Source organism: Paenibacillus radicis (ex Xue et al. 2023) (assembly GCF_024722015.1).
Taxonomy (GTDB): Bacteria; Bacillota; Bacilli; order Paenibacillales; family NBRC-103111; genus Paenibacillus_S.
On sequence record NZ_JANQBD010000003.1, the window covers coordinates 26,383 to 51,180 of the forward strand.

General features: G+C 42.3%; 21 protein-coding genes and 4 pseudogenes. 20 read left to right on the forward strand and 5 right to left on the reverse strand.

All coding sequences use genetic code 11. The features are described 5' to 3' along the window. The first annotated feature begins 560 nt into the window (after positions 1-560). From NV381_RS04960 to NV381_RS04970, 4 genes are all read left to right on the forward strand, one after another. Complete coding sequence (locus tag NV381_RS04960) at positions 561-1,067, forward strand: HAD family hydrolase (RefSeq protein WP_258212172.1); 507 nt, start codon at positions 561-563, stop codon at positions 1,065-1,067. Further along, the gene (locus NV381_RS38370) at positions 1,040-1,240 is read left to right on the forward strand and encodes a hypothetical protein (protein WP_419182243.1); all 201 of its coding nucleotides are present in this window, start codon (positions 1,040-1,042) and stop codon (positions 1,238-1,240) included. The genes NV381_RS04960 and NV381_RS38370 overlap by 28 nt, the downstream gene beginning before the upstream one ends. Further along, complete coding sequence (locus tag NV381_RS04965; RefSeq protein ID WP_258212173.1) at positions 1,212-1,517, forward strand: IS110 family transposase; 306 nt, start codon at positions 1,212-1,214, stop codon at positions 1,515-1,517. Before NV381_RS38370 ends, NV381_RS04965 begins: the two co-directional genes overlap by 29 nt. A 537-nt stretch (positions 1,518-2,054) precedes the next feature. Further along, positions 2,055-2,624 (forward strand): dihydrofolate reductase family protein, encoded by a 570-nt coding sequence (locus NV381_RS04970; protein WP_258212174.1) that lies wholly within the window; start codon positions 2,055-2,057, stop codon positions 2,622-2,624. A gap of 96 nt (positions 2,625-2,720) precedes the next feature. Here the strand turns inward: NV381_RS04970 and NV381_RS04975 are convergent. Next, a pseudogene (locus NV381_RS04975) lies at positions 2,721-3,311 on the reverse strand (TetR/AcrR family transcriptional regulator). Between the two features lie 169 nt (positions 3,312-3,480). On the opposite strand from NV381_RS04975, the pseudogene NV381_RS04980 reads away from it, so the two are divergent. From NV381_RS04980 to NV381_RS05035, 12 genes and pseudogenes are all read left to right on the forward strand, one after another. Continuing rightward, positions 3,481-3,777: pseudogene (locus NV381_RS04980) on the forward strand (NAD(P)H-binding protein); the annotation flags it as partial. A gap of 33 nt (positions 3,778-3,810) precedes the next feature. Further along, positions 3,811-4,537: pseudogene (locus tag NV381_RS04985) on the forward strand (NAD(P)-dependent alcohol dehydrogenase); the annotation flags it as partial. Between the two features lie 25 nt (positions 4,538-4,562). Then, on the forward strand, positions 4,563-5,321 hold the full coding sequence (locus NV381_RS04990; protein ID WP_258212175.1) for a carboxymuconolactone decarboxylase family protein: 759 nt from the start codon (positions 4,563-4,565) through the stop codon (positions 5,319-5,321). A gap of 46 nt (positions 5,322-5,367) precedes the next feature. Then, positions 5,368-5,763, forward strand: coding sequence for a cupin domain-containing protein (locus NV381_RS04995; protein WP_258212485.1), 396 nt, complete (start codon positions 5,368-5,370; stop codon positions 5,761-5,763). Between the two features lie 12 nt (positions 5,764-5,775). Continuing rightward, positions 5,776-6,744, forward strand: coding sequence for an aldo/keto reductase (locus tag NV381_RS05000; RefSeq protein ID WP_258212176.1), 969 nt, complete (start codon positions 5,776-5,778; stop codon positions 6,742-6,744). Between the two features lies 1 nt (position 6,745). After that, complete coding sequence (locus NV381_RS05005) at positions 6,746-7,810, forward strand: zinc-binding dehydrogenase (protein ID WP_258212177.1); 1,065 nt, start codon at positions 6,746-6,748, stop codon at positions 7,808-7,810. A gap of 264 nt (positions 7,811-8,074) precedes the next feature. Next, positions 8,075-8,905, forward strand: coding sequence for an SDR family oxidoreductase (locus tag NV381_RS05010; protein WP_258212178.1), 831 nt, complete (start codon positions 8,075-8,077; stop codon positions 8,903-8,905). Positions 8,906-9,162: 257 nt separating this feature from the next. Then, positions 9,163-9,702, forward strand: a complete 540-nt coding sequence (locus NV381_RS05015; protein WP_258212179.1) for a dihydrofolate reductase family protein — start codon at positions 9,163-9,165, stop codon at positions 9,700-9,702. Positions 9,703-10,521: 819 nt separating this feature from the next. Continuing rightward, positions 10,522-11,523 (forward strand): phosphotransferase enzyme family protein, encoded by a 1,002-nt coding sequence (locus tag NV381_RS05020; protein ID WP_258212180.1) that lies wholly within the window; start codon positions 10,522-10,524, stop codon positions 11,521-11,523. Positions 11,524-11,671: 148 nt separating this feature from the next. Then, positions 11,672-12,097 carry a GNAT family N-acetyltransferase gene (locus NV381_RS05025; RefSeq protein WP_258212181.1) on the forward strand — a complete coding sequence of 142 codons (426 nt, stop codon included), beginning with the start codon at positions 11,672-11,674 and terminating at the stop codon, positions 12,095-12,097. 652 nt (positions 12,098-12,749) lie between these two features. Beyond that, complete coding sequence (locus NV381_RS05030; RefSeq protein ID WP_258212182.1) at positions 12,750-13,163, forward strand: hypothetical protein; 414 nt, start codon at positions 12,750-12,752, stop codon at positions 13,161-13,163. Between the two features lie 795 nt (positions 13,164-13,958). Further along, on the forward strand, positions 13,959-14,156 hold the full coding sequence (locus tag NV381_RS05035) for a hypothetical protein (protein ID WP_258212183.1): 198 nt from the start codon (positions 13,959-13,961) through the stop codon (positions 14,154-14,156). Between the two features lie 154 nt (positions 14,157-14,310). Here NV381_RS05035 and NV381_RS05040 read toward each other — a convergent pair whose 3' ends face one another. The 3 genes from NV381_RS05040 to NV381_RS05050 all read right to left on the reverse strand — a co-directional run bounded on the left by NV381_RS05040 (position 14,311) and on the right by NV381_RS05050 (position 15,916). Then, a complete protein-coding gene (locus NV381_RS05040; protein WP_258212184.1) occupies positions 14,311-14,703 on the reverse strand; it encodes a DUF3992 domain-containing protein in 393 nt (130 codons plus the stop codon). A 228-nt stretch (positions 14,704-14,931) separates the two neighbouring features. Beyond that, on the reverse strand, positions 14,932-15,321 hold the full coding sequence (locus tag NV381_RS05045) for a DUF3992 domain-containing protein (RefSeq protein WP_258212185.1): 390 nt from the start codon (positions 15,319-15,321) through the stop codon (positions 14,932-14,934). Positions 15,322-15,547: 226 nt separating this feature from the next. Then, a complete protein-coding gene (locus tag NV381_RS05050) occupies positions 15,548-15,916 on the reverse strand; it encodes a DUF3992 domain-containing protein (protein ID WP_258212186.1) in 369 nt (122 codons plus the stop codon). A gap of 207 nt (positions 15,917-16,123) precedes the next feature. Between NV381_RS05050 and NV381_RS05055 the strand changes: the two genes are divergently transcribed. After that, positions 16,124-16,573, forward strand: a complete 450-nt coding sequence (locus NV381_RS05055; protein ID WP_258212187.1) for an S-Ena type endospore appendage — start codon at positions 16,124-16,126, stop codon at positions 16,571-16,573. A gap of 181 nt (positions 16,574-16,754) precedes the next feature. Here NV381_RS05055 and NV381_RS05060 read toward each other — a convergent pair whose 3' ends face one another. After that, the gene (locus NV381_RS05060) at positions 16,755-17,177 is read right to left on the reverse strand and encodes a hypothetical protein (RefSeq protein WP_258212188.1); all 423 of its coding nucleotides are present in this window, start codon (positions 17,175-17,177) and stop codon (positions 16,755-16,757) included. Between the two features lie 569 nt (positions 17,178-17,746). Between NV381_RS05060 and NV381_RS38375 the strand changes: the two are divergent. The 3 genes and pseudogenes from NV381_RS38375 to NV381_RS05070 all read left to right on the forward strand — a co-directional run. Beyond that, a pseudogene (locus NV381_RS38375) lies at positions 17,747-17,923 on the forward strand (ADP-ribosylglycohydrolase family protein); the annotation flags it as partial. Between the two features lie 116 nt (positions 17,924-18,039). Beyond that, positions 18,040-18,300, forward strand: a complete 261-nt coding sequence (locus NV381_RS05065) for a hypothetical protein (protein WP_258212189.1) — start codon at positions 18,040-18,042, stop codon at positions 18,298-18,300. Positions 18,301-19,252: 952 nt separating this feature from the next. After that, entirely contained in the window at positions 19,253-24,712 is a 5,460-nt protein-coding gene (locus NV381_RS05070) for a glycoside hydrolase family 2 TIM barrel-domain containing protein (RefSeq protein ID WP_258212190.1), read from the forward strand. The last annotated feature ends 86 nt before the right edge of the window (positions 24,713-24,798 follow it).

Genomic DNA, 24,798 nt, shown 5'->3' on the forward strand with positions numbered 1-24,798 from the left:
TTTTAATAATGGGACAATGTTCTTGTCGCGAGACGGCGACACAAACATTGTCCGTTTTTCGACATAGAAATCCACTCATAACAAATTCAAGATTCAAATGAAACTAAGGTATGTTGATCATGTTAAAAAGATCAGTTTGTTTGCACTCATTAAGCTCCCATGAATATTAAATTGGCTCAAAACCAGTAAAAGAGCATAGGAAAACAGACCCAGCATTACACTTTTAAAAAAAGGCTGAGCCACGTGAGTAATGATATAAGTTGGAGCAAAACGATTACTGACAACAAGTAAAGGCAAGACTGGTGCAACAACCAAAAAAGGATTAATCTCCCATAAGTGCTACCCATATCGGGTGCGATATTCTATGATGCACCGTGGTGGTCGGAGTCAGACTAACGGTTGGGCTCTATGGCACCATAGCTATTTTCATCCTCAGTGGTGCAGCGTTGATCTTGCGCTGCATGAATGGCTAACGAGCAGATCAGCTCAACAATTGGGCAGGAGAATGAAGTAACGATCTAGAAATAAATTACATCGTTATGGAAAAAGGTGGCGATTCTTTGATCTCTGTTATCCTCTGGGACTTGGATGGAACTATTCAAGATAGCGAATCATTGGCAAAAGAAGGTACACGTTATGGATTTATGCAAATGCTCGGTAGGGAGCCTACGGAAGAGGAATTTGCTCAACTTCTAGGTCGTCCTGTTCCAATAGTTTACCAAGAATGGTTTGATATTGATTTGGCAAGAAAGATTCTTGACTCGGGGACTTGTTTTTACCATGAACGTGCTGAACAAATCCCTTGTTATGCAGGTGTTACAGACTTATTGTGCGAATTAATACGAAGAGGATATCGTATGGGAGTCGTATCTTCTAAACGACGACTCCATGTTAAAAATGAGCTGAAGTTAAAGAATCTAGACAACTTGTTTGATGTGGTCATAGCTCAAGAAGATACTCAAATACATAAACCTCATCCCGAACCGCTGATTCTCCACCACCAGAGAGTTGCATTTACATTGGAGACCAGCCCTCTGACTTGCGAGCAGCTTCTGCTGCAGGAATGAATGGTATTGCAGCACTCTGGGGAGATGGAAAAATCGAACGGCTTGAGCCTATAAATCCTATCTTTCTGGCATATACGCCCACGGACATTCTAAAATTACTGCATTCTGAAGAAATCAAAATAAACCCAGGCACAACGTCAGTTATTGAGAAAAGCCGGTCTCAATCTAGCTGAAAGTATGTCAGGAAAACGGAAAGGGCAGATTGTCATATCGAAACGTGGAGTTTCCACCTTACGTAAATATCTGTTTCTCGCTACCCTACAGCTCATAGGTATCAATCCCGTTTTTCAAGAGTTACATGAGTATAACATTAAAGTTAAGCATATGAAGAAGCAGAGGTCCGTAGTTAAACTTCTAGGAAAAGTAGCTCGAATCCTGATTAGTATCGTCCAAAGAGGAGAAACATTTTCGCCCGAGAAGGCAAGTCACATCCTTATTCAAGCCGCATAAAACGTTTGAATACCACGTAGGTTGACTCATTCGCAGGATTTTACAAAGAAAGCACGGAGAACCGAGTTCCTGCCCGAAAGGACTTAGACCCGTCCGCTAAACGCAATCGGTCTCCACGCCTTGGACAGGTATGACGATGGAATGTAAGGGCCTAGACCCGTAGAGCCATGGGATGGTAAGCTTCCAAGGTATTTGTGGAATAAGCGTGCATTAGAGTAAAATTTAGGAAATGACTTTTAAGGTTCCTCTATTTCCGCATGCTCAAAATAAAGGCCACTTAACCAAATGAGTTTGTTTTCCAAGCAATCGTTATCTTCCGGGTGATGAAATCCTGCGAATGAGTGAGTATACGTGAGATAAACCCTTAAAACTGAGGGACGGGCAGATTTACGCAACATTGTTCTCTTCGAAAAATTCAGATTTCCACTTGACCCTTACGTAACGTAATGAATTATAGTGAACGTAAGAGCAGGACGAAACACGGGCCTACTGCCAAAAAATTGAACAACTAAATTCGAAATCGGAGGAGAAGCAAACATGAGAAAACTCGTGCTGTTTATGCATGTGTCGCTGGACGGGTATGCGTCGGATTCGAACGGAGGACTAGATTGGATTCCATACAATGAGGAATTAGAGAAATACGCCGAGGAGGTCGTAGCCGAAGTCGGCTCTCCCGTATACGGACGCACGACGTATCGGATGATGGAGAGCTACTGGCCCACGGTGATGGACAATCCGAATGCATCGAGGCACGGTATGGAGCATGCCAAATGGCTGCAGGATGTTAAGAAGATCGTCATTTCCGGCTCGATGGACATTGTGGAATGGAACAATACGATGCTGATCAAGGACAATATCACAGAGGAAATCAAGGCACTCAAGGAGGAGCCTGGCAAAGATCTCGTTATCTTCGGCAGTCCGGGGGCGGCGAAGACTTTGCTTGAGCTCGGCCTGATCGACGAATTCCTGCTGACGATTTGTCCGGTCATCTTGGGCGGCGGAAAATCGGTATTCCACGGAGACGGTGAGAAAATCAGGCTCAAGCTGCTGTCTAGCCGAACGCTCAAGTCGGGCATTATCGCGGCCCGGTATGAGTTGGAGAAATAGCCGTGCCGTACAAGGTGTTCCACTAACGAAAGAACGATAGTTCCAAGCAACACGACAGCAGCCGATCATAATCGGCTGCTGTTTTTAAAGATAGAGCTAGTTGCAATTCCTCTCCAACAACGTACCTAATTGTTCCGCTAAAGCTTGATAGGTAATTGGTCGTTCATTCATGAACCACCATTCCACGACCCCCACATAAGCAGAAGCTATAAATCTGATAACCATATTCTCATTTAGATCCTTATTTTTTCCCTGGGATATATCGACCTCATCTTTAAACTCATCAAGCAGGAACTCGAGGAATCGGTTACGAAAAAAAGGAGCTCCTTTACTCGCTAACATCATCGAAAAAAAACGATAGTTTTCTTCGAAATACTCTGTCCAAATAAGGGAACCGCTTGTGAAGTCCAAATCTGCTGCTGCCTTGCATCGATCTCCGAGTTCCTTAATATGCGTTTCGATAAGCTTGTCCAGCAAGTCATACTTATCCATGTAATGAAGATAAATCGTTCCCCTACTCACGTTGGCACGATCAGAAAGGTCTTGGATCGTAATATTGTCAAAGCTCTATTCTTCCATAAGTTCTAAAACTGCATTTTTTAAAGCATCTTGGGTTTTCTTTATTCTTCGATCGGCCTTCACCACATGGAACACCTCGATTATGTGAAATAGTAGACAATTTAGCATCCTTTGTTCAGTAATTAACAAATGGAACAGATCTAACCATTGAAGGTTTATTGTCATCGTTTATAATTCTAGACATGAGTTCATTAATTAATCAAGGTTTAGTTTGGAATGCTTGACTTGGAGTTAACTCCAGAATATAAACTTATTTGCAAATAGAGGAGCGATGATGATGAGTAAGGCTTTGATCCTTGAAGCAAACGGAGGAATTGCTCGCGTAGTCATTGAGTTATTCCTAAGGGAAACAGATACACAATTAACACTCTACCTGCGTAATGCTGGAAGGTTAAAGCATTTGGAATCTAATCATGTTAGGGTCATTGAAGGTGATGTTTTAAATCTGGATCAATTAAAAGATGCGATGGCTGGGCAGGATGTCGTGTATGCCAATTTGGCTGGCCAATTAATAAAAATGGCTGAAACCATCGTGGCAGCCATGTTCGCAACGGGCTTAAGACGTCTAATTTTTATTAGCTCCATGGGATTTTATGGGGAAGTCCCTCAATTTTGCAGGAAAGGAGTCGTTGTTGTATTTAACTCCATTGGCCACGACGGAGAATTAACAAATGGTGGATACAGTGAAAAGATCGTTGTTAAAGACAAGTTTGTTGTTCGTATTCCAGACGGCTTAGAACTGGACGTTGCCAGCCCGCTGTTATGTGCAGGTATTACAACGGTACTCTCCTCTGAAACACTGGAACTCGGGACCAGGGAAGAAGGTTGCTGTTCTGGAAATGGGAGGACTTGGCCATTTGGCTGTTCAGTTTGCCCATACGATGGGGGCAGAAGTGACTGTTCTTAGTCATAGTAGTAACAAAAAAGATGAAGCTTTTGGTTTTGGCGCAAGTCACTACTATGTAACCACTGATCCTGCAACGTTTACTGAGCTGGCTGGTCAATTTGATCTGATTCTAAACACCGTATCTGCAAATATTGATGTTGATGCTTTGCTGTCCATTCTTAATGTGGATGGGGCACTAGTTAATCTTGGTTTGCCCAACAAGCCCGATCTTTATAATGTCTTTTCCTTATTTGCCGGACGTCGGAGTATTACGGCATCGAACGTTGGGGGAATTAAAGAAACACAAGAGATGCTCGACTTTTCAGCAGAACACGGGATTGCTCCTATGATTGAAGTCATTCGTGCCGATCAGGTTGACGAAGCATACAAACGTGTCGTAAGCAGTGATGTACGATATCGATTTGTTATCGATATGTCTACTTTGTAACCCTGATAAAAAAGGAGAATAATCGATGAATATCACGGATGCAGCTCAAATGTATCATGAAAAAATGTTTCCACGTTACGTATCTAGGTTTTTGGAAACAGATCCCGAGTTTATTGAGCGCTTTGATAATTTCGCGTTTGATGAAGTCGTGAATCAGGACGACTTAAATGACAGAACTCGTATGATGGCCATTTTGTCCGTTTTAATCGGTTGTCAGGGTATAGATGAGTTTAGAGCTATGCATCCAGCAGCACTAAACTTTGGTGTTACTCCAGTGGAAACAAAAGAGATTGTTTATCAGTCCGTACCTTATATGGGCATAGGAAGAGTCTTGCCTTTTCTGTATGCTGTGAATGAGATTTTAACTTCACGAGGGGTTGAACTGCCTTTGTCAGGGCAATCAACCACAACTATAGAAACTCGTTTAGAAGCAGGGATTGCGGCACAGGTAGATATCTTCGGAGAACATATGCGGGATTTCTGGCAGTCGGGACCGGAAGAGAGCAAGCACATCAATTACTGGCTCGCATCTAACTGCTTTGGGGATTACTATACGCGAAAAGGGCTTGACTACAAACAAAGAGAGATGATTACATTCTGCTTTCTTTTGGCTCAGGGTGGATGCGAACCTCAGTTGACCAGCCATGCTGCCGCTAATATAAGGCTTGGAAATGATAAGAGTTTCCTTATCAAAGTTATTTCTCAATGCCTGCCTTTCATCGGCTATCCGCGCAGTCTAAATGCTCTCCGGTGTGTGAATGAAGCCGCGGCGAAATCGGAATAAGCCCCTTAGCCCCTTATTAAATAACTTTTGAAAGTAGGAATCAATGATGAATAATGAACAACTTCGCAACAGTACTATTTTTCCATTAGGAGAAAAGGTTAAAGCAAACTTTATAGGGGACGCCTACCTACAAATGGTGTTCACAGATCCGACACCTCTGAACACCGCGATCGGAAATGTTACCTTTGCTCCAGAGGCACGGAATAACTGGCACTCTCATCGGGTTGGACAGGTTCTGTTAGTCACCGGCGGCAAAGGGTGGTATCAAGAAGAAGAAAAACCTGCACGATTGCTCCAAACAGGTGACGTGGTTAATATTCCACCTAACGTAAAACATTGGCATGGAGCGACAAAAGACAGTTGGTTTGTACATCTGGCTATGACTCCAGGAGAAACAGAATGGTTTGAAGCCGTCGATGATGAATGGTTTGATAAACTATAGGAGGTTTTCTGGATGGAATATATAAAATTCGGAAATACGGGAATGGACGTCTCTCGGATTTGTCTGGGTTGCATGAGCTTTGGAGATGTGCTCCCAGGAGGACATCAATGGGTACTCGATGAGGAGCGCAGTCGCCCACTCTTCAAAAGAGCGCTAGAACTGGGTATCAACTTTTTTGATACAGCGAACATTTATGCAGGCGGAACCAGTGAAGAGATTATTGGGAAAGCTCTAAAAGATTATACGAACCGGGATGAAATTGTTCTGGCTACAAAAGTCTGGGGACGTATGCATCAAGGCCCCAATGGTGCAGGGCTTTCTCGAAAGGCAATTATGAGTGAAATCGATAAAAGTTTGAAAAGACTAGGGACTGATTATGTAGATCTCTACATCATCCACCGCTGGGATTATGACACACCTATTGAAGAAACTATGGAAGCTATGCATGATGTAGTGAAGTCTGGAAAAGCCAGATATATCGGTGCTTCTGCAATGTATGCATGGCAATTTCAAAAAGCATTACATGTGGCGGAGAAAAATGGCTGGACTCGGTTTGTTTCCATGCAAAATCACCTTAACCTCATATACCGCGAAGAGGAAAGAGAGATGATTCCGCTTTGTAATGATCAAAAAATTGCGTTGACACCTTATAGTCCACTTGCATCGGGACGGTTAATTCGTGATTGGTCTGAAACTACCCATAGATCAGAAACGGATCAAATTCAAAAATCAAAGTACGATTCGACTGCTGATGCAGATCGATTGATCATTGAGCGAGTAGCGTCCATTGCCGAGAAGCGCGCAGTACCCCGCAGTCATGTTGCGCTTGCATGGCTGTTACAGACTGCTCCTATTGTTGGAGCAACTAAAATCGCTCAACTTGAAGATTCTGTAGGTACTCTATCGGTGAAATTAACCCCGGAAGAGGTCTCATTCCTGGAAGAACTGTATGTCCCACATCCCGTTGTTGGAGCTCAGTAATTTGAATTTTAAGAAAAGGCGGAGAATTGATATGAAAGCAAATATGATGTACGCTGCTGGTGATGTTCGCGTAGAAGAAATCCCTGTTCCGAAATTGCAAGAACCATCGGATGTGATTTTGAAAGTCGTTGCTGCCTGCATTTGCGGAAGTGACCTGCATCCTTATCACAACATGCATGCCCATGAGCATGGAGAGGGCGAAGCAATGGGGCATGAAGTAATTGGAAAAATTGAAGAAATGGGTTCGGAGGTTTCTGGATTCCAGAAAGGCGATTTGGTTGTCGTTCCTTTTGCTTATGGTGACAACACCTGTCCGTTTTGCCAAGAAGGATTGATGACTTCTTGTGTGCATGGGGGCTTTATGACCGGCTGCCAAGCGGAATTTGTTAGAGTACCTCAAGCACAGGGAAGTATGTTTAAACTGCCTGATGAAATTGACGAAAACTCTCCTTTATTGCCGTCCCTCTTGACATTGTCTGACGTATACGGCACTGGTTATCATGCAGCGGTGATGGGAGGCGTTAATGAGAACACGACGGTAACGGTTATTGGTGATGGTGCTGTTGGTCTTCTTGCCGTTCTGTCAGCGAAAAAGCTTGGTGCCAAGAAAATTATCCTTATGGGCCGTCATAAGAAGCGGACTGATCTTGGTATTGAATTCGGTGCAACAGACGTTATTAATGAGCGCGGAGAAGAAGGTATCGCGAAAGTTCGAGCGCTGACAAATGGTGAAGGAACACATGTTGTTCTTGAATGTGTCGGGCTGATGCCTGCTTACGAGATGAGTCTTGGTGCCGTTCGGGCCGGTGGAGTTATCAGCCGCGTTGGTGTTCCGCAGTATGATGAAGCTCCCGTCGGCTTTACAAGTCTTTTCGGGCGTAATATTACGCTTACGGGGGGACCAGCGCCAACGCGTGCTTACATGGAAGAATTGTTGCCCGACATCTTGGACGGTAAAATTGAGCCGGGTCGTGTCTTTGATGTAACGGTTGATTTGGATGGTGTTCCAGGGGGTTATCAAGCTATGGACAACCGTGAAGCACTCAAAGTATTAATTCGACCTTAATGAATAATATCAACTGTTAGCTTAGATTTAAAAAGAAAGACTTAAGGTAAACAAGAAACCGGCGTTGATACGCTCATCACTGAATTTATCGCTACTGATAATGTTGCTGAAGAAGTCACGGTATTTAACCCTCCAACATTTCTGAAAGAACAGGAACAATTCGAGAAGAAAGGAGTAGTTTGGTATTGCGATCGGGAGATTTTATTTGGATTTAGCAAAGTAAAAAGAGAATTGATCCTAGAATATAAATAAGGAGGACATACAATGAAAGAGGTTGTACTTTGGACTGGTGCTGGACAGATTGGCATGGCGATAGCTAGAAGAATCGGTTTTGGTAAGAAACTTATTATTGGTGATAAGAACCTAGATAATGCCAAGGCTACTACAAAAATTATGAAAGAAGCCGGATTTGATGCGATGCCTGTCGAAACAGACATTTCCTCCAGAGAATCTATTTTAAACTTGATTGCAGAAGGTCAGAAATATGGTGAAATCACTGCTCTTATCAATGCAGCCGGCGTGTCACCTAGTCAGGCACCTATTGAAGTGATTTTGAAGGTGGATTTGTACGGAACTGCAGTATTGTTGGAGGAAGTAGGTAAGGTCATAGCTCCTGGAGGAGTTGGTGTTACAATTTCCAGTCAGTCTGGACATAGAATGCCTCAATTGGGAACTGAAATTGATGAGCAGCTGGCTACGACACCAACTGAAGAGCTCCTTAATTTGGAAGTCCTTCGACCTGAAAATATCAAGGATTCGTTGCACGCATATCAAATGGCGAAACGATGCAATGTGAAGCGTGTAATGTTTGAATCTATACGTTGGGGTGAAAAAGAGGCTCGTATCAACTCCATTTCTCCAGGAATTATCGTAACACCATTGGCTATAGACGAGTTCAATGGTCCAAGAGGAGAGTTCTATAAGAATATGTTTGCCAAGTGCCCTGCTGGACGCCCAGGAACAGCAGATGAGGTTGCAAATGTGGCTGAGTTGCTGATGATGCCACATGGCGCTTTCATTACCGGGTCTGACTTCCTAATTGACGGTGGAGCAACAGCTTCATATTTTTACGGATCACTAAAACCAACAGAATAATGAAAGTAGTCGTAAAATACTGCCTTAATTAGAAATGAGGCATGACATTTAATCAAGAAGCCCCTAGAATATTAGTCTGCTGAAGAAGGGGAAATGACATTGGACAGGCCATATATTATTTGCCACATGGTAACTTCATTGGATGGGAAAATCATTGGAGATTATTTGAGAGCGGAACGAGCACATATTTTACAGACGAATACGAAAAAATTCATGGGTGGTACGGAAGTAAAGCCTGGATGTGTGGCAGGGTTACTATGGAGGAACACTTTACTTTCGGTCATAAATTAGATTTAGCACATGAAAACATTGAGATGATTCCCAAAATTGATTACGTAGCAAATAAAGATGCTGAGACAAATGCTATAGCAGTGGACCCCTCTGGGAAATTAGGATGGGAAGAAAATTCAATAGCACCATGGAATGAGGATAGGACGGAGGATCATATAGTAGAAGTCCTTACAGAACAAGTATCTGACGCCTACCTAGCTCATCTTAATATGATGGGTATTTCTTACATTTTCGCTGGACAAGAACAATTAAACTTTCGTCTAGTAGTTGAAAAACTAAAAAAGTTATTTAACATCGATAAGTTAATGTTAGAAGGTGGAGGTTATTTAAACGGCTCCTTTTTAGATGAAGGGTTAATTGATGAATTAAGCCTCGTTTTAGTTCCAATCGCAGATGCTGCATCTAACTCTGTGTCACTATTTGAAACGAGTTCTCATCTAAATAAAAGACAACCTGTAGATTTCTATTTAAAGGATATAGAAAAACTGGACGATGATGGTTTATGACTCAAGTATGTAACTAAGCATGATTAATCACCTAATTGAGTAATTGCTTCATCTTCCCATTGAGTCAAAAGTTGAAGCAAACTGTATTGGTGATGTAATTAATATATATAAAAAGGCCGATTTCCTACAATACTGTCGGACGACAAGAACATATACAACGAAAGTCGCATAAACTGCGGCTTTTTTATTTTTTGTATAGAAGTTCTTGTCGTGAGCTCAAGACAAGAACTTCTATACAATCCCGAGAACCAAAAAGCACACAAAATATTAAGCTAAACCTGCTAAAAACTTGTCAAGATTTTTCAATAGAATATGGGGAAGATGGTGCTATACTAATTACTATATAACCCTCCAAACCACTTCATTTCGCGAAGTGAATGCTTGAGCCACACTAGTTCCTTTCGATACATCCAATCCTACTACTTGTTCCATTTCACCATTCCTTTACGAATTTTCGCCGGCATTCCCACGATAGTTCCAACGCCATAGCTTCGCTTGTGATACGAGATCTGGGTCTCTACCAGCTCAAACATGGTTATTGGGTGGCAGTGGGAGAACAGTTTTTGTTCCAGGGTTTTCCCTCTAAGAGGAGCTCGTTCTCCCGGCTACCGCCATCTTATACCGAACCTAAAAAAAGGCCAACCAGATTTTCTGGTTGACCTAATAATCGTTAGACCTGATATGAAGCTCCCCGTAATGAGACTCCATCTCTAGCAGACATTACGCAGAACGTTAGTTCAATACGAACTCAGCGGCAGCCGGCCAGAATGATCGGCTGCTTTTTCGTTGAACTAAAGGAGAAGAGTTTAATTCCATATTGTGTTAAAATTGAGCAAAAAAGAAAATAGGAGTGATATGATCATTAGCGGTGAGATGATTGAAGAAGATCAACTACTTGATGCCTTAGAGGAGATATACAATCTTTCAAGGCCAATAAAGTGTAAATTCCTAAGAGGAAGTTTTAATGATCATTACTCCATTGATGCGAATGGAAGTAAATCTATTTTAAGGATTTATAAAAATAAAAAAAGCTACATTAGAAATATTACAGATATTCGATTTGAACTGGATTTCCTGGAGTATCTTCACAGTAATGGGGTATCTGTAGCTTTTCCAATTCGAAGTATTAAAAATGAAACCCTAAACACTGTACTTTTTAAAAATGAGCTTCGATATATAGTCTTATTTGATCATGCTGAAGGGAGTCATATAGGAAATATTAATCTTAGCGATGCAATGTTCTTCGGGAAATTAGTCGCTTCTCTTCATAAGAAGGCCGATGGGTTTAAAAGCGAACATTCTCGAATTAAAATTGATCAAGGATATTTGATAAAGGAGCCATTAGAAACTTTGGAAAAGTATATCGGAACCCTAAATTTATCCGATATAACCTTTTTTAAAACTCGTGCGAACCTCATGTATGAACAATTTAATCAACTTCCTTCAACTAATGAGGCATTTGGCTTAATTCACGGAGACCTAAATCCGTCTAACGTTCACTATAGTCCAGTACATGGATTTAAGATTTTCGATTTCGATCATTGCGCATTTGGATGGAGGATACATGATTTAGCGGTAATTAGGCTTTGTTTTGATAATAACGTATATAAAGCAGTCTTAAACGGTTATCAATCCGTCAGAGCACTTAGCACTATTGAAGAGAAAAGCATCGATATGTACTCTGATGTGTTGTTAATTAGGAAAAGCAAGGATATTTTAGACATGTTAGAAGTCAATAAAAATTCAATAGAGGAAAAGACAAAGGTTGTTATTAAAGCCATTGAAACCTTGCGTATTCTAAACAATAAATCATTAAGCTAACGGATAAGGTTTGTTCATTAAGAAACCAGGACGAGGCTGCCGACATGAATCGGCAGTCTCGTTTAAGTAAAGGGCAGAATAACATAGCCTATAATTCCAATAAATGGTAAAATATTATTGTTGTGTAAGCCGTAAGAGGAGGTGTGTTATGAGTGAAGTTCAGATATTTCCAATGAGGATTGAGGATTATGATAAGATAGCTCATTTTTGGTCAAAAATCTTTGGTAATACTATTTCTTTGGAGTTCGATAGTAGAGAGAGGATTAGCGCATATTTAAAACGCAATCCAGAGTTCAGCACTGTCGCTAAGAAGGGTAATGATATTATAGGAACGGTATTATGTGGTCATGATGGACGAAGCGGCTCTCTATATCATGTTGCTGTTTCGGAAGAGTATCGACATAAAGGAATAGCAAACGAAATGGTACAGCAAAGTCTTTCTTTACTCAAACAAGAGGGTTTTGGTCACGCTATGTTGTTCGCATACCTTGAGAATACAACTGCAATTCAGTATTGGAAAAAGAATGGGTGGGAAGCTTTGCCTGACGTCCTATATCATTACAAGCACTTATAAAGAGGTTTTATTGGCCATTGAGCTATCGGAGTACGTTAGTGAAATTACCAACTAAGACGCGGCTGCCAGCACAATTCGGCAGCCGCGTTATGTTAACGGGCAGTTATGCTCAATGAGAATTATGCTAAAATGAAAATACTGGAAAGCAAATTGATTTGGCAAGAAGAGATTTATTAGGAGATAAATCAATCTGCAACTGGTTATTTAGAGTATTTGAATACGATTCTATTTTTCTTGCCACAATGCGACTAACCCTCGTGTTGTGGTTTTCTTTTGTCTAATGCGCTGAGAGGTTCACTGTTGTAGCTATCAAGGATGCAGCAGGCAATAACATCAACAGTTATTATGATATTTGTGACAATCCGAGTGCCAAAGTAGAAGCCATGAACAATCCGTTCCACTACACCGGTGAACCACAGGTCTTAGGTGGTTTAAGCAACCATTTATGGTGTTATCGACCTATATTAACTAATTTTTCTATTTGTAAAATAGAACTAATACAGCAAAGTCACCCTCATCGTAGATTTGGTCATTTGGATTGACATGAAATCGATTACAAAACCCGTGAAAAGTGAGGTGAAACCTGTAGCTTTTAACGTATTGAACTGGTTTGGCCTCAAGCAACAAACAAATCGAAGGGAATGAAGAATTCATGAAAAAACGTTTATTTGCACTTCTATTGGTCGTAATGTGTTTACTTACTGTTGCTTTGCCTGCATATGCTGATGATGCTTACTACGAGTTGTCTGGGAATCCTGAAACTTATAATACCGGCGTATTGAGTGGGAATCGTATTTCAGATCTTGCATTGAGAAACTTTAACAGTTACGATTCAGAATTAGATTTTACGATTACAGATCAAAATGGGAATGAACTTGCTTATGGATATGTAATGCCTGGCGCATATCTTTGGTATGATGGTTACAGCGTGCATACATCTGGTAATGCTCATATCTCGACTGAGAATCTATATTGGTACAATAATCCATCGGTTACTGGTATCAATATCAGCGTTACTTCGACATCGTATGCTAATGATGCATATGTTTATATTAATGTAAATTAACAAACGATAACATGGGCTGCTCAAGGGTCGAATTTTGACTCTGGGCAGAACATGGATGCAAAGTATCAGTCCGAAATGAATGAGCAGAAGGATATCTTCCAACAACACATGTTGAACCAGCAAGAATTGATTGAGCAAGAAGTTTTGATAATTCAGCATACTGCTGCTACAACGTCAGACGATTCGAAAGAATGTCCCCAATGTGCGGAAATCGTGAAAGCCAAAGCGAAGTTATGTCGTTTCTATAATTATAAGTTTGAATAAGGAGTAATAATGCTGAGCCTTTGCCGGGTCAGCATTTTTTGTCTAGGGTTCGTTACAACTTTAATAAAAAGAAGATATATGGAATATAACAGGTTTGATAAGACAATAGGACACTATATGTTGTCACCCTAATACAAGATACGATTATCGCTATCGAAGAACGAGAGCTCAATAAACATTAGGAGACGGCAGCCGGTTTTTCTCAACTAAACATTCCTGTTAGGGCTAAGAAATAGCCTTTGTCAAAAAAGGAGCGCCTCGGTATGATGGGTTTGTCCCGGGCTTACAACCCAACACCATCAAGGAGGCGCTCTTATTATGAAGTTTAAACAATCAGAAGTACAAAATCAACGAATTGAACGAATTAGCACATCTCATCTTGTTATCGACATGGCTGAGAGACTCATGTGGCACAAGCTACTAATTATTGCGGGATCGTGCTCTCAAATCGTCATCTCTCGTATAGTAACACCGTAGAAGGGTTTAAAAAAACTGCAACGATGGGTCGAAGGACTTCAGCAAAAGCATCGTTTGGACAGCGTCATTTTGGGGCCTGGAGCCTACAGGACATTATTGGTGGAACTTAGCGAATTGGCTTACATCGCCAGGGGGGCGATGTTTTATTTATTATTAGAAAAAGAGAATGTATTGACCAACATCGCCAAATTACAAGATATGCCTATAGAGACTTCTACCGCTCTTATAAAGATAAGTAAAGAAATCGAATAATGACAAAAGAACGGCTTTCTTCGCATCATCTGCGATAGGGCCGTTCTTTGATTTACATCGAAGTTCTTTATATTACACCCAAGGTAACCAATAAAGGTGTAGACATTTTCACAAAATACCGAATCGTCTTTTCCAAATTACAGATCCCATGCCTTTAGCCTAAGGGATACCTTGGAGTTAAACAAAACTCTCCTTGGTATGGAGGTGTAAATGGAGCAGCTCCTGTTCCTGTTAATGTTATTGAAGTAAAGCCATTTTTGGTAAATGCAAGACTAGCACCCACAGATAAAATTTCAGTTTCTACTAAAGTAGCACCAAGCAGAAATTCAACTGTTACTGTACCACCAGTCGGTCCACTATCTAATGATATGGTTCCGGATACAAACGTTTTAGCTGGATTTGTATTTAGCGCATAGATGGTGATCGTAGGTGTAGCGGCTGTCACAGTATAAGGAGCACATAATTTATCCTGCACAAATGAGGTTTGACTACAACACTCATGATTACCTACCGCTAAGGTTTGGTTATTACAGCTACATCCACTCATGAATTAGGCTTCCTCCTCTAATAAATCAGTATTGAATATATAAATACATAACTACGGTACAGCCTGTATTCGGCTTGTACCTGTGATATCACGCCGAGATGCAACGCCAGATTCGATAAATGGTTAATTTCAAGGCTTACTTGCTATTTTGCCCCAAGGTAACCAATAAAGGTGTAGACATTTCCATAAAATATCGGAGTGTCTTTTCCCAATTACAGATCTATGCTATTAGCCTAAGGGATACCGTGGAGTTAAACAGAACTCTCCTTGATATGGGGGTGTAAATGGAGCAGCTCCTGTTCCTGTTAATGTTATTGAAGTAAAGCCACTCTTGGTAAATGCAAGACTAGCACCTACAGTTAGAGTATCCGTTTCCACTATAGTAGCACCAAGCAGAAATGTAACTGCTACGGTACCCCCAGTCGGTCCACTGTCTAATGATATGGTTCCGGATACAAACGTTTTAGTTGGATTTGTATTTAGCGCATAGATGACCTGTGGTGTAGCGGTTGTCAAAGTATAAGTAGCACACAATTTATCCTGCACAAATGAGGTTTGACTACAACACTCATGATTACCTACCGCTAAGGCTTGGTTATTACAGCTACATCCACTCATGAATTAGACTTCCTCCTCTAATAAATCAGTATTGACTATATAACTACGTAACTAGGGTACAGCCTGTATTCGCTTGAACCCGTGATAACTTGCCCATTCGCAACGCATATTCGATAAATGGTTAATTCCTAGGATTACTTGCTGTTTTGCCCGAAGGTAACCAATAAAGGCGTAGACAATTTCATAAAATATTGGATTATCTTCTCCCAATTACAGATCCATGCTATTAGCCTAAGGGATACCGTGGAGTTAAACAGAACTCTCCTTGGTATGGAGGTGTAAATGGAGCAACTCCTGTTAATGTTATTGAAGTAAAGCCACTTTTGGTAAATGCAAGAGTAGCACCTACAGTTAGAGTTTCCGTTTCCACTACAGTAGCACCAAGCAGAAATTCAACTGTTACTGTACCACCAGTCGGTCCACTGTCTAATGATATGGTGCCGGATACAAACGTTTTAGTTGGATTTGTATTTAGCGCATAGATGACCTGTGGTGTAGCGGTTGTCAAAGTATAAGTAGCACACAATTTATCCTGCACAAATGAGGTTTGACTACAACACTCATGATTGCCTATCATACTGTTACACCCACTCATCGATTAGGTATCCTCCTCTAATAAATCAGTATTTAATATATAACTACGTAACTACAATATAGCCTGTATCCGCTAGTACCTCTGATAACTTGCCCATTCGCAACGTATATTCGATAAATGGTTATCTGTCTTAGTACGGTTTACCCATAGCATAAATAAACTAAATTCCAAAGGATGGTTTTATTTTTGATGGGGAGGTTGGGGGATTTGAAAGCAGTTACTCAAACGACAAGGCAAAAGACCGTTGTAAACGTTACAACAGGCTGCTGCTCATCAAAGAGGAAAAAAGGGGAAAAGGGGAAAAAGAGGAAATGCAAAAAGAAACCGAGATTTGATGTATGTGAAAAAATAAAAATATGCGGTCGTATATTTCAAAAATGCGATGGAGAAACCCGTGTTTATTTTCGGACCGTAGGTATTCACCGCCCATCTACAAGTGTCTTAAAAATTGAAAACGACTCGGACTGCCAAATGAAAGCTATCATAAATATGAGCTCAAAAAAAAAAATAATTGAGCAGACAATAGATGAATATCAGGAAACTGTTTTTGTTGTAGGCTCTATTAAAAACTTAAAAATAATGTGTACCAGAACAAGCGAAGAGGATAAAATCTGCAAAGGTAAATTCGAATTGATGATTCGCTCCAGAATTGCATAATGATTGTTCATATGTCTGGGAAGAAAATTTTCTTTTTCTTAGACATACGCGCATTGCCTGCTGCAGTCCATTTTATCAGCTAGTCTATGTGCCAATTGCGAAATGCACAGCTATTTCAGTAGAGTCTGCGGTATGGTGGGCTGATGGGAAACGGGACATGAGTATGCATTCTATTTCGCCTCTATGCGATTTGCGTAATAACAAGGTGTGCTGAAACAGGCCTTGTTCCTCCAGCGAGAGGAGTGATGGTAAGTGCCGTGGAATTGCCAGCAGGATTTCGTACAGTGAGTACTGAATTGATGACTGTTGTTTGCACAAGAGCCATTCCTATTATCTGAGAAGTACCTGTTGCTCGTCCTACCACAGTATTTACTAGGTCAGTACCATTGAGAGTTAAAATCAGTTGACCTGCTTCGGTCACACTCACCTGAAACAAGACCTGATAAGTGCCAATTGCGGACAAGTTAAAAGTACTGGTTCCAGTACGGGTAATAACAGTTCCACTAGTAGGTCCATTTTGTGGGAAACTTACGTCTGTACCGGGGGCAACTGTTGCTGCGTTATCAGAAGGCATCAACGCATAAAAATCTGCAAAGCTTAACATGCTTACTGTCATGCCTCTACATACGTGGCAACAAGAAAAATGGGAGTCACTTACATATATTCTCTGAGACACAGTAACCACAACCTTTCACAAATGTACAAAGCTCGTTGGTAGATTAAGGTTTTCTTACGCTGTATTATGCAGCATTTATATATACCAACTTCCATTGAATGGATTGAGAAAATTCAGTTTATGGTTCGGACACAAAATCATCTTTGGTTTTTCAAATTACATAATTTGTTTAATCAACAGATCTGTTTTTATATAGTTATAATATGCAAATTAGGATGTTCGGGGAAATGCATTAGTACTATGGTGATTTGCATATTTTTCACAATTTTTGGTAGTAGAGATGACAGAGTCCTAACGATGACGAGTAGGTAGTTTCAAAGATGAAGGTAAACACTACGAATATAAATTTGCTGAAACAACGGATGATACTGAACAAATTTCTAGAGTAATTGTAGAAGGTCTCCCAATTAGTCATAAGTTTGTAGGAAGAAAGCTAATGGAGTGTAAAAGATCAAACCGAGTTTACGTTAGCTCTTGGAAAGTTTCAGCAGTGTGCTGATCCTTCCAGAATAACGTTTGAAGGCGAAGGTTGCGGAGCTGCTATGCGAGTTGCACCTGTCGGGGCTTTGTATACATCTAATAAAATACAAGAACTTATTTCATCAGTTTTTGAAACCAGTATTCCTACTCACGGGAGTCGATATTGGATCGTCTACAATAAGTTAGACGAATAAGCACAGGAGAAGGCAGCCGTCTAAATGGATCGGCTGCCTTTACTCAACTAATAGACTGTAATGGCAATCTAATAAAATGTAAATATTTATAATATGGAGCATATGTTCTTGAATGAATGAGTGAACTTGAAGACTTACCACAAAACGAAGAATATCAATTTACTGTAGGGATATACGATTATATACTTAAACCCGATGATTGGCCTCTTATAACTAATCGTCCATTCGAAAATGAAGAGGCATCTTGGCCACCCATTGATAAGCAGATTGGCAGTTTTAAAATCTACCACAAAGGCAAAATTGTGCCTTCAGACAAAACAAACTGTGAGGGGCTTGAGGTTGCAGCTGTATGGAGAGATGAACATATTGTTGATTGAATTATGGGAAGCGATAAGTGGCACACAACGGCGTTTAACTACCGGGAAATGATAGTCGAACAAAACAAGGAGCAGTCCTGCCGCGGCAGTTAAACTGGTACCACTGGTAAGACATATCAAAGCTAAATACGCCTTGTTTGACAACTGTTTCAAACGCCTTGCGTGATGGTCACATTTCTTGCAAAGCAATTCAGTTTCTCTCCAAACCAGACTCCTCCTTTTTAACAAACAAAAAAAACTCCAATCAATTTTCTTTTGTTTAATTACACTGAACAAATTCAGTCAATTCATGAAGTTTAAGAACCCCTGAATAACCGTACACGTATCTCAGGATCGTTATAGAGCGTTGCTTTGCGTACGTCATCAAAACGTTAAACCTATTCGATGGCCGTTCTTGTCTATTGCAGTTTGTTGAACTATGTTTCATCACTTTATCTTGTATCCTATTAAAACGGAATGCACATTATAAAATTACATAGTTTCATTTAATATATTTATAGCATTATTTAATAGTTGTCTAAAAAATACCATAATACGATAATTATATTATTGAGGAGATGAAATTATTGAGAAAGTTTACTAAGCACCTATTAATTGCAACATTGACTCTTTCATTAGTAGTACCTTCATTTGCTACTTTAATAAATGTGTTCCTGTTATTATATGAAAAGATGTCTAATTTTGTAGGTAAAGTTAGTTCACCAGATATTTTATAATATAAGATATATAAAACGCTTACAATGAGCTGGCCATTGTTGACTATTTGGGAGGATTGTATTTGCCAGATTATTATAGACTAAAGAGAACCAAAAACGGGAGGCTATTTCTTGGAATCAAGCATTTTAACATGAAAAGATGTCTAGTTTTACTGGTGAAGTTGTTATTTAGGGAGCACTATAATAAAAGGTATATAGAGCGCTTACATTCTTGACTGTTGAAAGGGGATTTATCCATGAAAGCAAGACCGCCTAAATCATTACTGTTATGTCTAATATGTTGTGCGCTAGTGTTTTCTGTGTTTCCTGCTATTGCACCTGAGAAGGCCCAGGCTGCGATTGAACCTGCACCTGTGGAAACTCAGGTTCAATATTTATCCGGTACGGACAAGGACCACACGGTAAATTGGGATTTTTTCGTAACGAACGGAAGTAAAAGCGGTAGCTGGACCACGATTCCTGTACCTTCCATGTGGGAGATGCAGGGCTTCGGAAATTTAGGCTACGGATTCTCTACAAGCAGCGAGCAAGGGCTCTACAAGCGTAATTTTAACGTCCCGGCAAGCTGGCAGGGGCAGCGGGTGAATCTGGTGTTCGAAGGCTCAATGACCGACACCGACGTTAAAATTAATGGTCAATCTACGGGGGCAGTCCATCAGGGCGCTTTTTACAGATTTAAATATGACGTGACAGACAAGCTGGTTTACGGTCAATCCAATTTGCTTGAGGCAACGGTTAGTAAAACGTCTGCAAACGGCTCGGTCAATCGGGCGGAGAGGCAGTCGGACTTCTGGATATTCGGAGGTATTTACCGTCCTGTATACCTGGAGGTGACTCCTGTCCAAGCTATCGGGAGAACAGCCATTAACGCCAAGGCGGATGGCAGCTTCGCCGTCGATGTCTATGTAGATAACATTACGGATGCCGACAAAGTGGTAGCCCAGATTCAAACGCTGGACGGGCAAAATGTCGGGGCACCGTTCACAGCATCAGTAGGCCCGGGGATTACCTCAAGAAGACTTAAGACAACAGTAGCGAATCCGAAGCTGTGGTCTGCTGAAACACCTAATCTGTACAAGGTGGTTGTATCTTTACAAAAACAAGGTGTGGATATTCATAAAACCACCGAACGCTTCGGCTTCAGAACCGTTGAAGTCAAGCAAGGCGATGGCATTTACGTCAATGGAGTTAAGGTGATTTTTAAAGGGGCGAATAGAGCTGCCTTCTGGCCGGATTCCGGAAGAACGCTAACTCCCGAAATTGATCGTGGGGATATTATGCTGATGAAGGAAATGAACATGAATGCAGTTAGATCCTCTCATTATCCGCCCGATAAAAGCTTTTTGGAACTGTGTGATGAGCTTGGAATGTATGTGATTGACGAGTTGACCGGATGGCAAAAGTCCTATGATACGACTGTCGGCACGAAGCTGGTGAACGAAATGATTCCGCGCGATGTAAACCATCCGAGCATTATTTTCTGGGCTAACGGCAACGAAGGGGGCTGGAACACAGATCTGGACCCAATGTTTAAATCTCTTGACCCGCAGCAAAGACCCGTTTTGCATCCTTGGACTTTGAATGATAATATCGATACGGATCACTATGAAAATTATCAAAGCACCAAAGAGAAGATTGAAGTAAAGCCTAATATATTTATGCCAACCGAATATTTGCATGCGATGTATGATGGTGGAGGAGGTGCAGGGCTGAATGATTACTGGAAGCTGATGGGTGATGCTAGCAAGCCAAAGGCCGCCGGCGGATTTATTTGGGCGCTGTTGGACGAAGGGGTCAAGAAGGCGGATGGTACAATTGATACAGCCGGCAACGCTGCACCCGATGGTATCGTAGGCCCATATCGCGAGAAGGAAGGCAGCTACTTTACTATTAAAGATATTTTCTCGCCGGTACAGCTGACGGACTCGGATAATCTGGAGAAAAGCTTCCCTGCAGGGTTTACGGGGGCTATCAGCCTTGCTAACAGCTACCAGTTCAAAAATTTAAATCAGCTGAAATTTACGTGGAAACTGCTGAATTTTAATAATCCGTCCAACTCTGAATTAGGATACACTGTGGGGGAAAGCGGAGAGGCGGCCGGTCCTAATGTAGCACCGGGAGCCAAGGGGCTTATGCAACTGAGCTTACCGGGTACGTGGAAGAACAACGATGCGCTAACTGTAACGGTTCAGGATGAAACCGGGATTACCATTACGTCCTGGACATGGATGATCAAAAAAGCATTCGATTTCAGAAGCCGGCTTGTTGACGCAAGCAAAGGCTCGGGAACCGCAACGGCTCTTGAAGGCAGCTCGCAGATCGTAGTTGCTGCCGGAGCTACCGTCCTGAAGTTTGATAAAGCAACTGGTAAATTGGCTGATGTCCGTCAGGACGGCAAATCAGTATCTTTCAATAACGGGCCAGTTCTTGCTGCTGGTACGCAAGCCTTTAAAGATATAGCGGTTTCCTCCAGTGGAAACGATCAAGTTGTGCAGGTTAATTATACAGGGAATATGAAATACGCCAAATGGACGATTCACCCATCGGGCTGGGTCGATCTGGAGTATAAATACAATCTGAACGGCGATTACGATAATATAGGCGTCAGCTTCAGCTATCCGGAGACCAACGTCAACGGCATCAGCTGGTTGGGTAAAGGGCCGTTTCATGTTTATAAAAACAGAATGAGGGGCCCGAGCTTCGGTGTATGGAACAAGCTTTACAGCGACTCAACCAAACGTTGGCAGTTTCCGGAATTCAATGGTTATTACAGCGATACTTATATGGCTGTATTGAAAACGAATCAGGGCAATATTACGATGGCTAGCAAGGACGAGCATTTATTTCTGCGCTTGTTCAATCCTGTTTTCAGCTACGATAACGCTGATGCTGGTGGAGCAGTAGCTTTAATGCCAATCGGGGATATTTCATTTCTTGACGGAATATCGGGAATGGGGAATAAATTCGACACACCTGCAGGTGCCGGTCCGGAGGGTGAAAAGAATAAAGCGGCAGGCGATTATACAAGAACAATCAGCTTCAAATTTGATACCAGCGGTGTTGCATCTGAACCAGCAGGGGACGTCAATCTGGCGTTAAATAAGTTGAAAGACTACTCGACTCAGGAAAACGCGAGCGGTTCAGCCGCTGCATTAGCAGTAGACGGGGATGCAATAACCAAATGGGCCTCGGCTGGAGCTACAACTGATTTCCCGCAGTGGATCGAGCTTGATCTGCAGACGATCAACACGATTAAACGGTTAGAGGTTGTCCCTCAGGGCAGCCGGGCTTATCAATATAAAATAGAAGCAAAGCAGAAGGAGGAGGACAACTACACTACGATCGTCAATCGAACAACAAATACAACGGGGAGCGTTACGTTCGTTGATGATTTAGCCATTCCTGTGAAGGCCAGATTCGTCAAGCTGACCTTTACAGGAATTAGTCCCGCAGCCTCGACTAAGTTTGCAAGTATTTATGAATTCAGGGTAATAGGTCCCAAGCTGTTTATACCAGCGCAGCCAACTGGGCTGAACGTAGTTACAAAAAGTGATGACTCCATCGTATTAAATTGGAGCAGTGTTAGCTCTGCTACGAGCTATAACGTATTTCGTTCGACCTCTGCGAGGGACAAATTCGTGCAAGTGAATACAGCACCGGTAACGTCGACTACCTTCAGTGATACTGGATTGAACGGTAAAAAGTATTTGTATAAGGTAGTTGCAGTCAATGAAGCTGGAGAATCGGTCCCATCCGATGCTGCACCTGCCGCTGCCATGCTGTACGGACCTGCCAAGGTTGCGGCAGGACAGTCGTTTGATCTCACTTGGGCTGTCAATGGCGTTACGCAAAGCGTTTACCAGCAAGTATACAGCCATAGTATGGTCGTACAGTTCGACTCGACCAAGCTGAATTTGGTTTCAGCCAGCCCGTTGGACAGCAAGCTGACCGTTGCAGACAAAAGAGAGCTGTCGCCAGGCAAGGTTCAAATCACGACTGCGACAACGGGAGCTGGAAGCTCGGTCAGTGCAAATGGAGAGCTGCTAAAGTTCACATTCAGCACAAAAGCGGTCCCACAGGAAACGAACGCCCAAGTCTCCCTTAGCAATGTGTTGTTAAGCAGCACAGGCGGTAGCTTCACATTAAGCGGGATGCAGTATGAGATTACAATTCAGAATCAGGCTCTTGACAAAACTTCTCTACTAACAGCCATCGCCAATGCTCAGAATAAGCTTGCTTTGGCTGTGGAAGGCGAGATTGTCGGGCAATACCCTGCCGGCTCGAAAGCGGTGCTTCAAACGGCAGTAGATCAGGCTGGCCTCACCGCTAACAATGCGGCGGTATTCCAATCGGAAGTGGATGCAGCTAAAGCGAAATTGGATGCGGCGGTGGCAATATTCGAAGCTCAAATAGTAAAAAGAGTGAGTTCAGGCAATAGCAGCTCACCGCCTAGCGGCGGTGGAGGTGGAGCAGGCGGGGGTGGACTCGCTCCGGCTGCAACTGCGGCCGAGAGCAAAGAGACGTCAGCAGGAAGCATCTCGCCACAAGTAAAGCTGGATCAGGCAACCGGTGCGGCTCAAGCAAAAATTGATGCAAGCACCTGGGATAGGGCGCTGTCAGAGGCCAAAGCGGACACTAGTGCGAAGAAAACGGTTGTTGTCAGCATCCAGGAAACACAAGGCGCCCGCTCTTATGTGACGCAGCTGCCAGCAGCAGCTGTCAATGGCAGCTCGTCAAATGTTCAGCTGAAGCTGGCAACGCCTCTCGCTACGATTACGACTCCCGGCAATCTGTTCAAGGAGTCGGAGCTATCCGTAGATGAGGTGGAGCTTCATGTAGGCAAGGTAGATACTAGCAAATGGGATGAAGGCCTGAAAAACCAAATCGGCAGCCGTCCTGTCATTGATTTGAGCATTCATTCAGGAGGCAGCATCATTCCTTGGTCGAATCCGAACGCTCCGATAACGGTTAGCATTCCCTATTCGCCAAGTGCCTCCGAATTAACCGATTCCGAACATATTGTCATTTGGTATGTAGATGGGCAAGGAATGCCTACTACGGTTTCCAACGGCAAATATGACAGTCTAACAGGTATGGTTACCTTTTCGGTTACCCATTTTAGCACGTATGCTGTAGGATTTGTTAAGAAAACCTTCGAGGATGTTGCTGCCCTGGATTGGGCGAAAAAACAGATTGAGGTGCTTGCTTCAAAAGGGATTGTGCAAGGTACATCGGACCACTTGTTCGCTCCGGAGGAACAAGTAAGCCGAGCAGACTTTCTTCTGCTGCTTGTGAGAACCTTGGAGCTGAAGGGAACGTTAGGCAGCACGTTTGCGGACGTGCAATCTAAAGCTTATTATGCTGAAGCGCTGCAGGTAGCTAGAGGGCTCGGCATTACTCAGGGAGGTGACGGCAATCTCTTTAGGCCGCAGGACCCGATTACAAGAGAAGACATGATGGTCTTGACGGAGCGGGCATTGAAGGCCGCGAAGAAAAGTTCCTCGCAAGTCGCGGCCGCTCAAGCTGCTCCATTCCAGGATGCAGCTGATATATCGGCTTATGCTGCAAATAGTGTCAATATTTTAGTGGAGATGGGACTTGTGCAAGGCTATAATCAATCCATTTATCCACAAAACACGACCAACCGCGCGCAGGCAGCCGTGTTGATGTATAACATCTACCGTTTAGGCAACTAAAACCTGAATAAGCAGTTTGCAGAAGAGCCATTCCTTGAGCCGCTTAGTCGCTTGGGGGATGGCTCCTGTTAACTTGCAAAAGGTGG

Excerpts from the sequence above, each read along its gene's own strand:
- NV381_RS04970 (WP_258212174.1), top strand. The coding sequence starts at position 2,055 with ATGAGAAAACTCGTGCTGTTTATGCATGTGTCGCTGGACGGGTATGCG.
- NV381_RS04990 (WP_258212175.1), top strand. The coding sequence starts at position 4,563 with ATGAATATCACGGATGCAGCTCAAATGTATCATGAAAAAATGTTTCCA.
- NV381_RS04995 (WP_258212485.1), top strand. The coding sequence starts at position 5,368 with ATGAATAATGAACAACTTCGCAACAGTACTATTTTTCCATTAGGAGAA.
- NV381_RS05000 (WP_258212176.1), top strand. The coding sequence starts at position 5,776 with ATGGAATATATAAAATTCGGAAATACGGGAATGGACGTCTCTCGGATT.
- NV381_RS05010 (WP_258212178.1), top strand. The coding sequence starts at position 8,075 with ATGAAAGAGGTTGTACTTTGGACTGGTGCTGGACAGATTGGCATGGCG.
- NV381_RS05015 (WP_258212179.1), top strand. The coding sequence starts at position 9,163 with ATGGAGGAACACTTTACTTTCGGTCATAAATTAGATTTAGCACATGAA.
- NV381_RS05025 (WP_258212181.1), top strand. The coding sequence starts at position 11,672 with ATGAGTGAAGTTCAGATATTTCCAATGAGGATTGAGGATTATGATAAG.
- NV381_RS05030 (WP_258212182.1), top strand. The coding sequence starts at position 12,750 with ATGAAAAAACGTTTATTTGCACTTCTATTGGTCGTAATGTGTTTACTT.
- NV381_RS05040 (WP_258212184.1), bottom strand. The coding sequence starts at position 14,703 with ATGAGTGGATGTAGCTGTAATAACCAAACCTTAGCGGTAGGTAATCAT.
- NV381_RS05045 (WP_258212185.1), bottom strand. The coding sequence starts at position 15,321 with ATGAGTGGATGTAGCTGTAATAACCAAGCCTTAGCGGTAGGTAATCAT.
- NV381_RS05050 (WP_258212186.1), bottom strand. The coding sequence starts at position 15,916 with ATGAGTGGGTGTAACAGTATGATAGGCAATCATGAGTGTTGTAGTCAA.
- NV381_RS05060 (WP_258212188.1), bottom strand. The coding sequence starts at position 17,177 with ATGTTAAGCTTTGCAGATTTTTATGCGTTGATGCCTTCTGATAACGCA.
- NV381_RS05065 (WP_258212189.1), top strand. The coding sequence starts at position 18,040 with ATGAGTGAACTTGAAGACTTACCACAAAACGAAGAATATCAATTTACT.
- NV381_RS05070 (WP_258212190.1), top strand. The coding sequence starts at position 19,253 with ATGAAAGCAAGACCGCCTAAATCATTACTGTTATGTCTAATATGTTGT.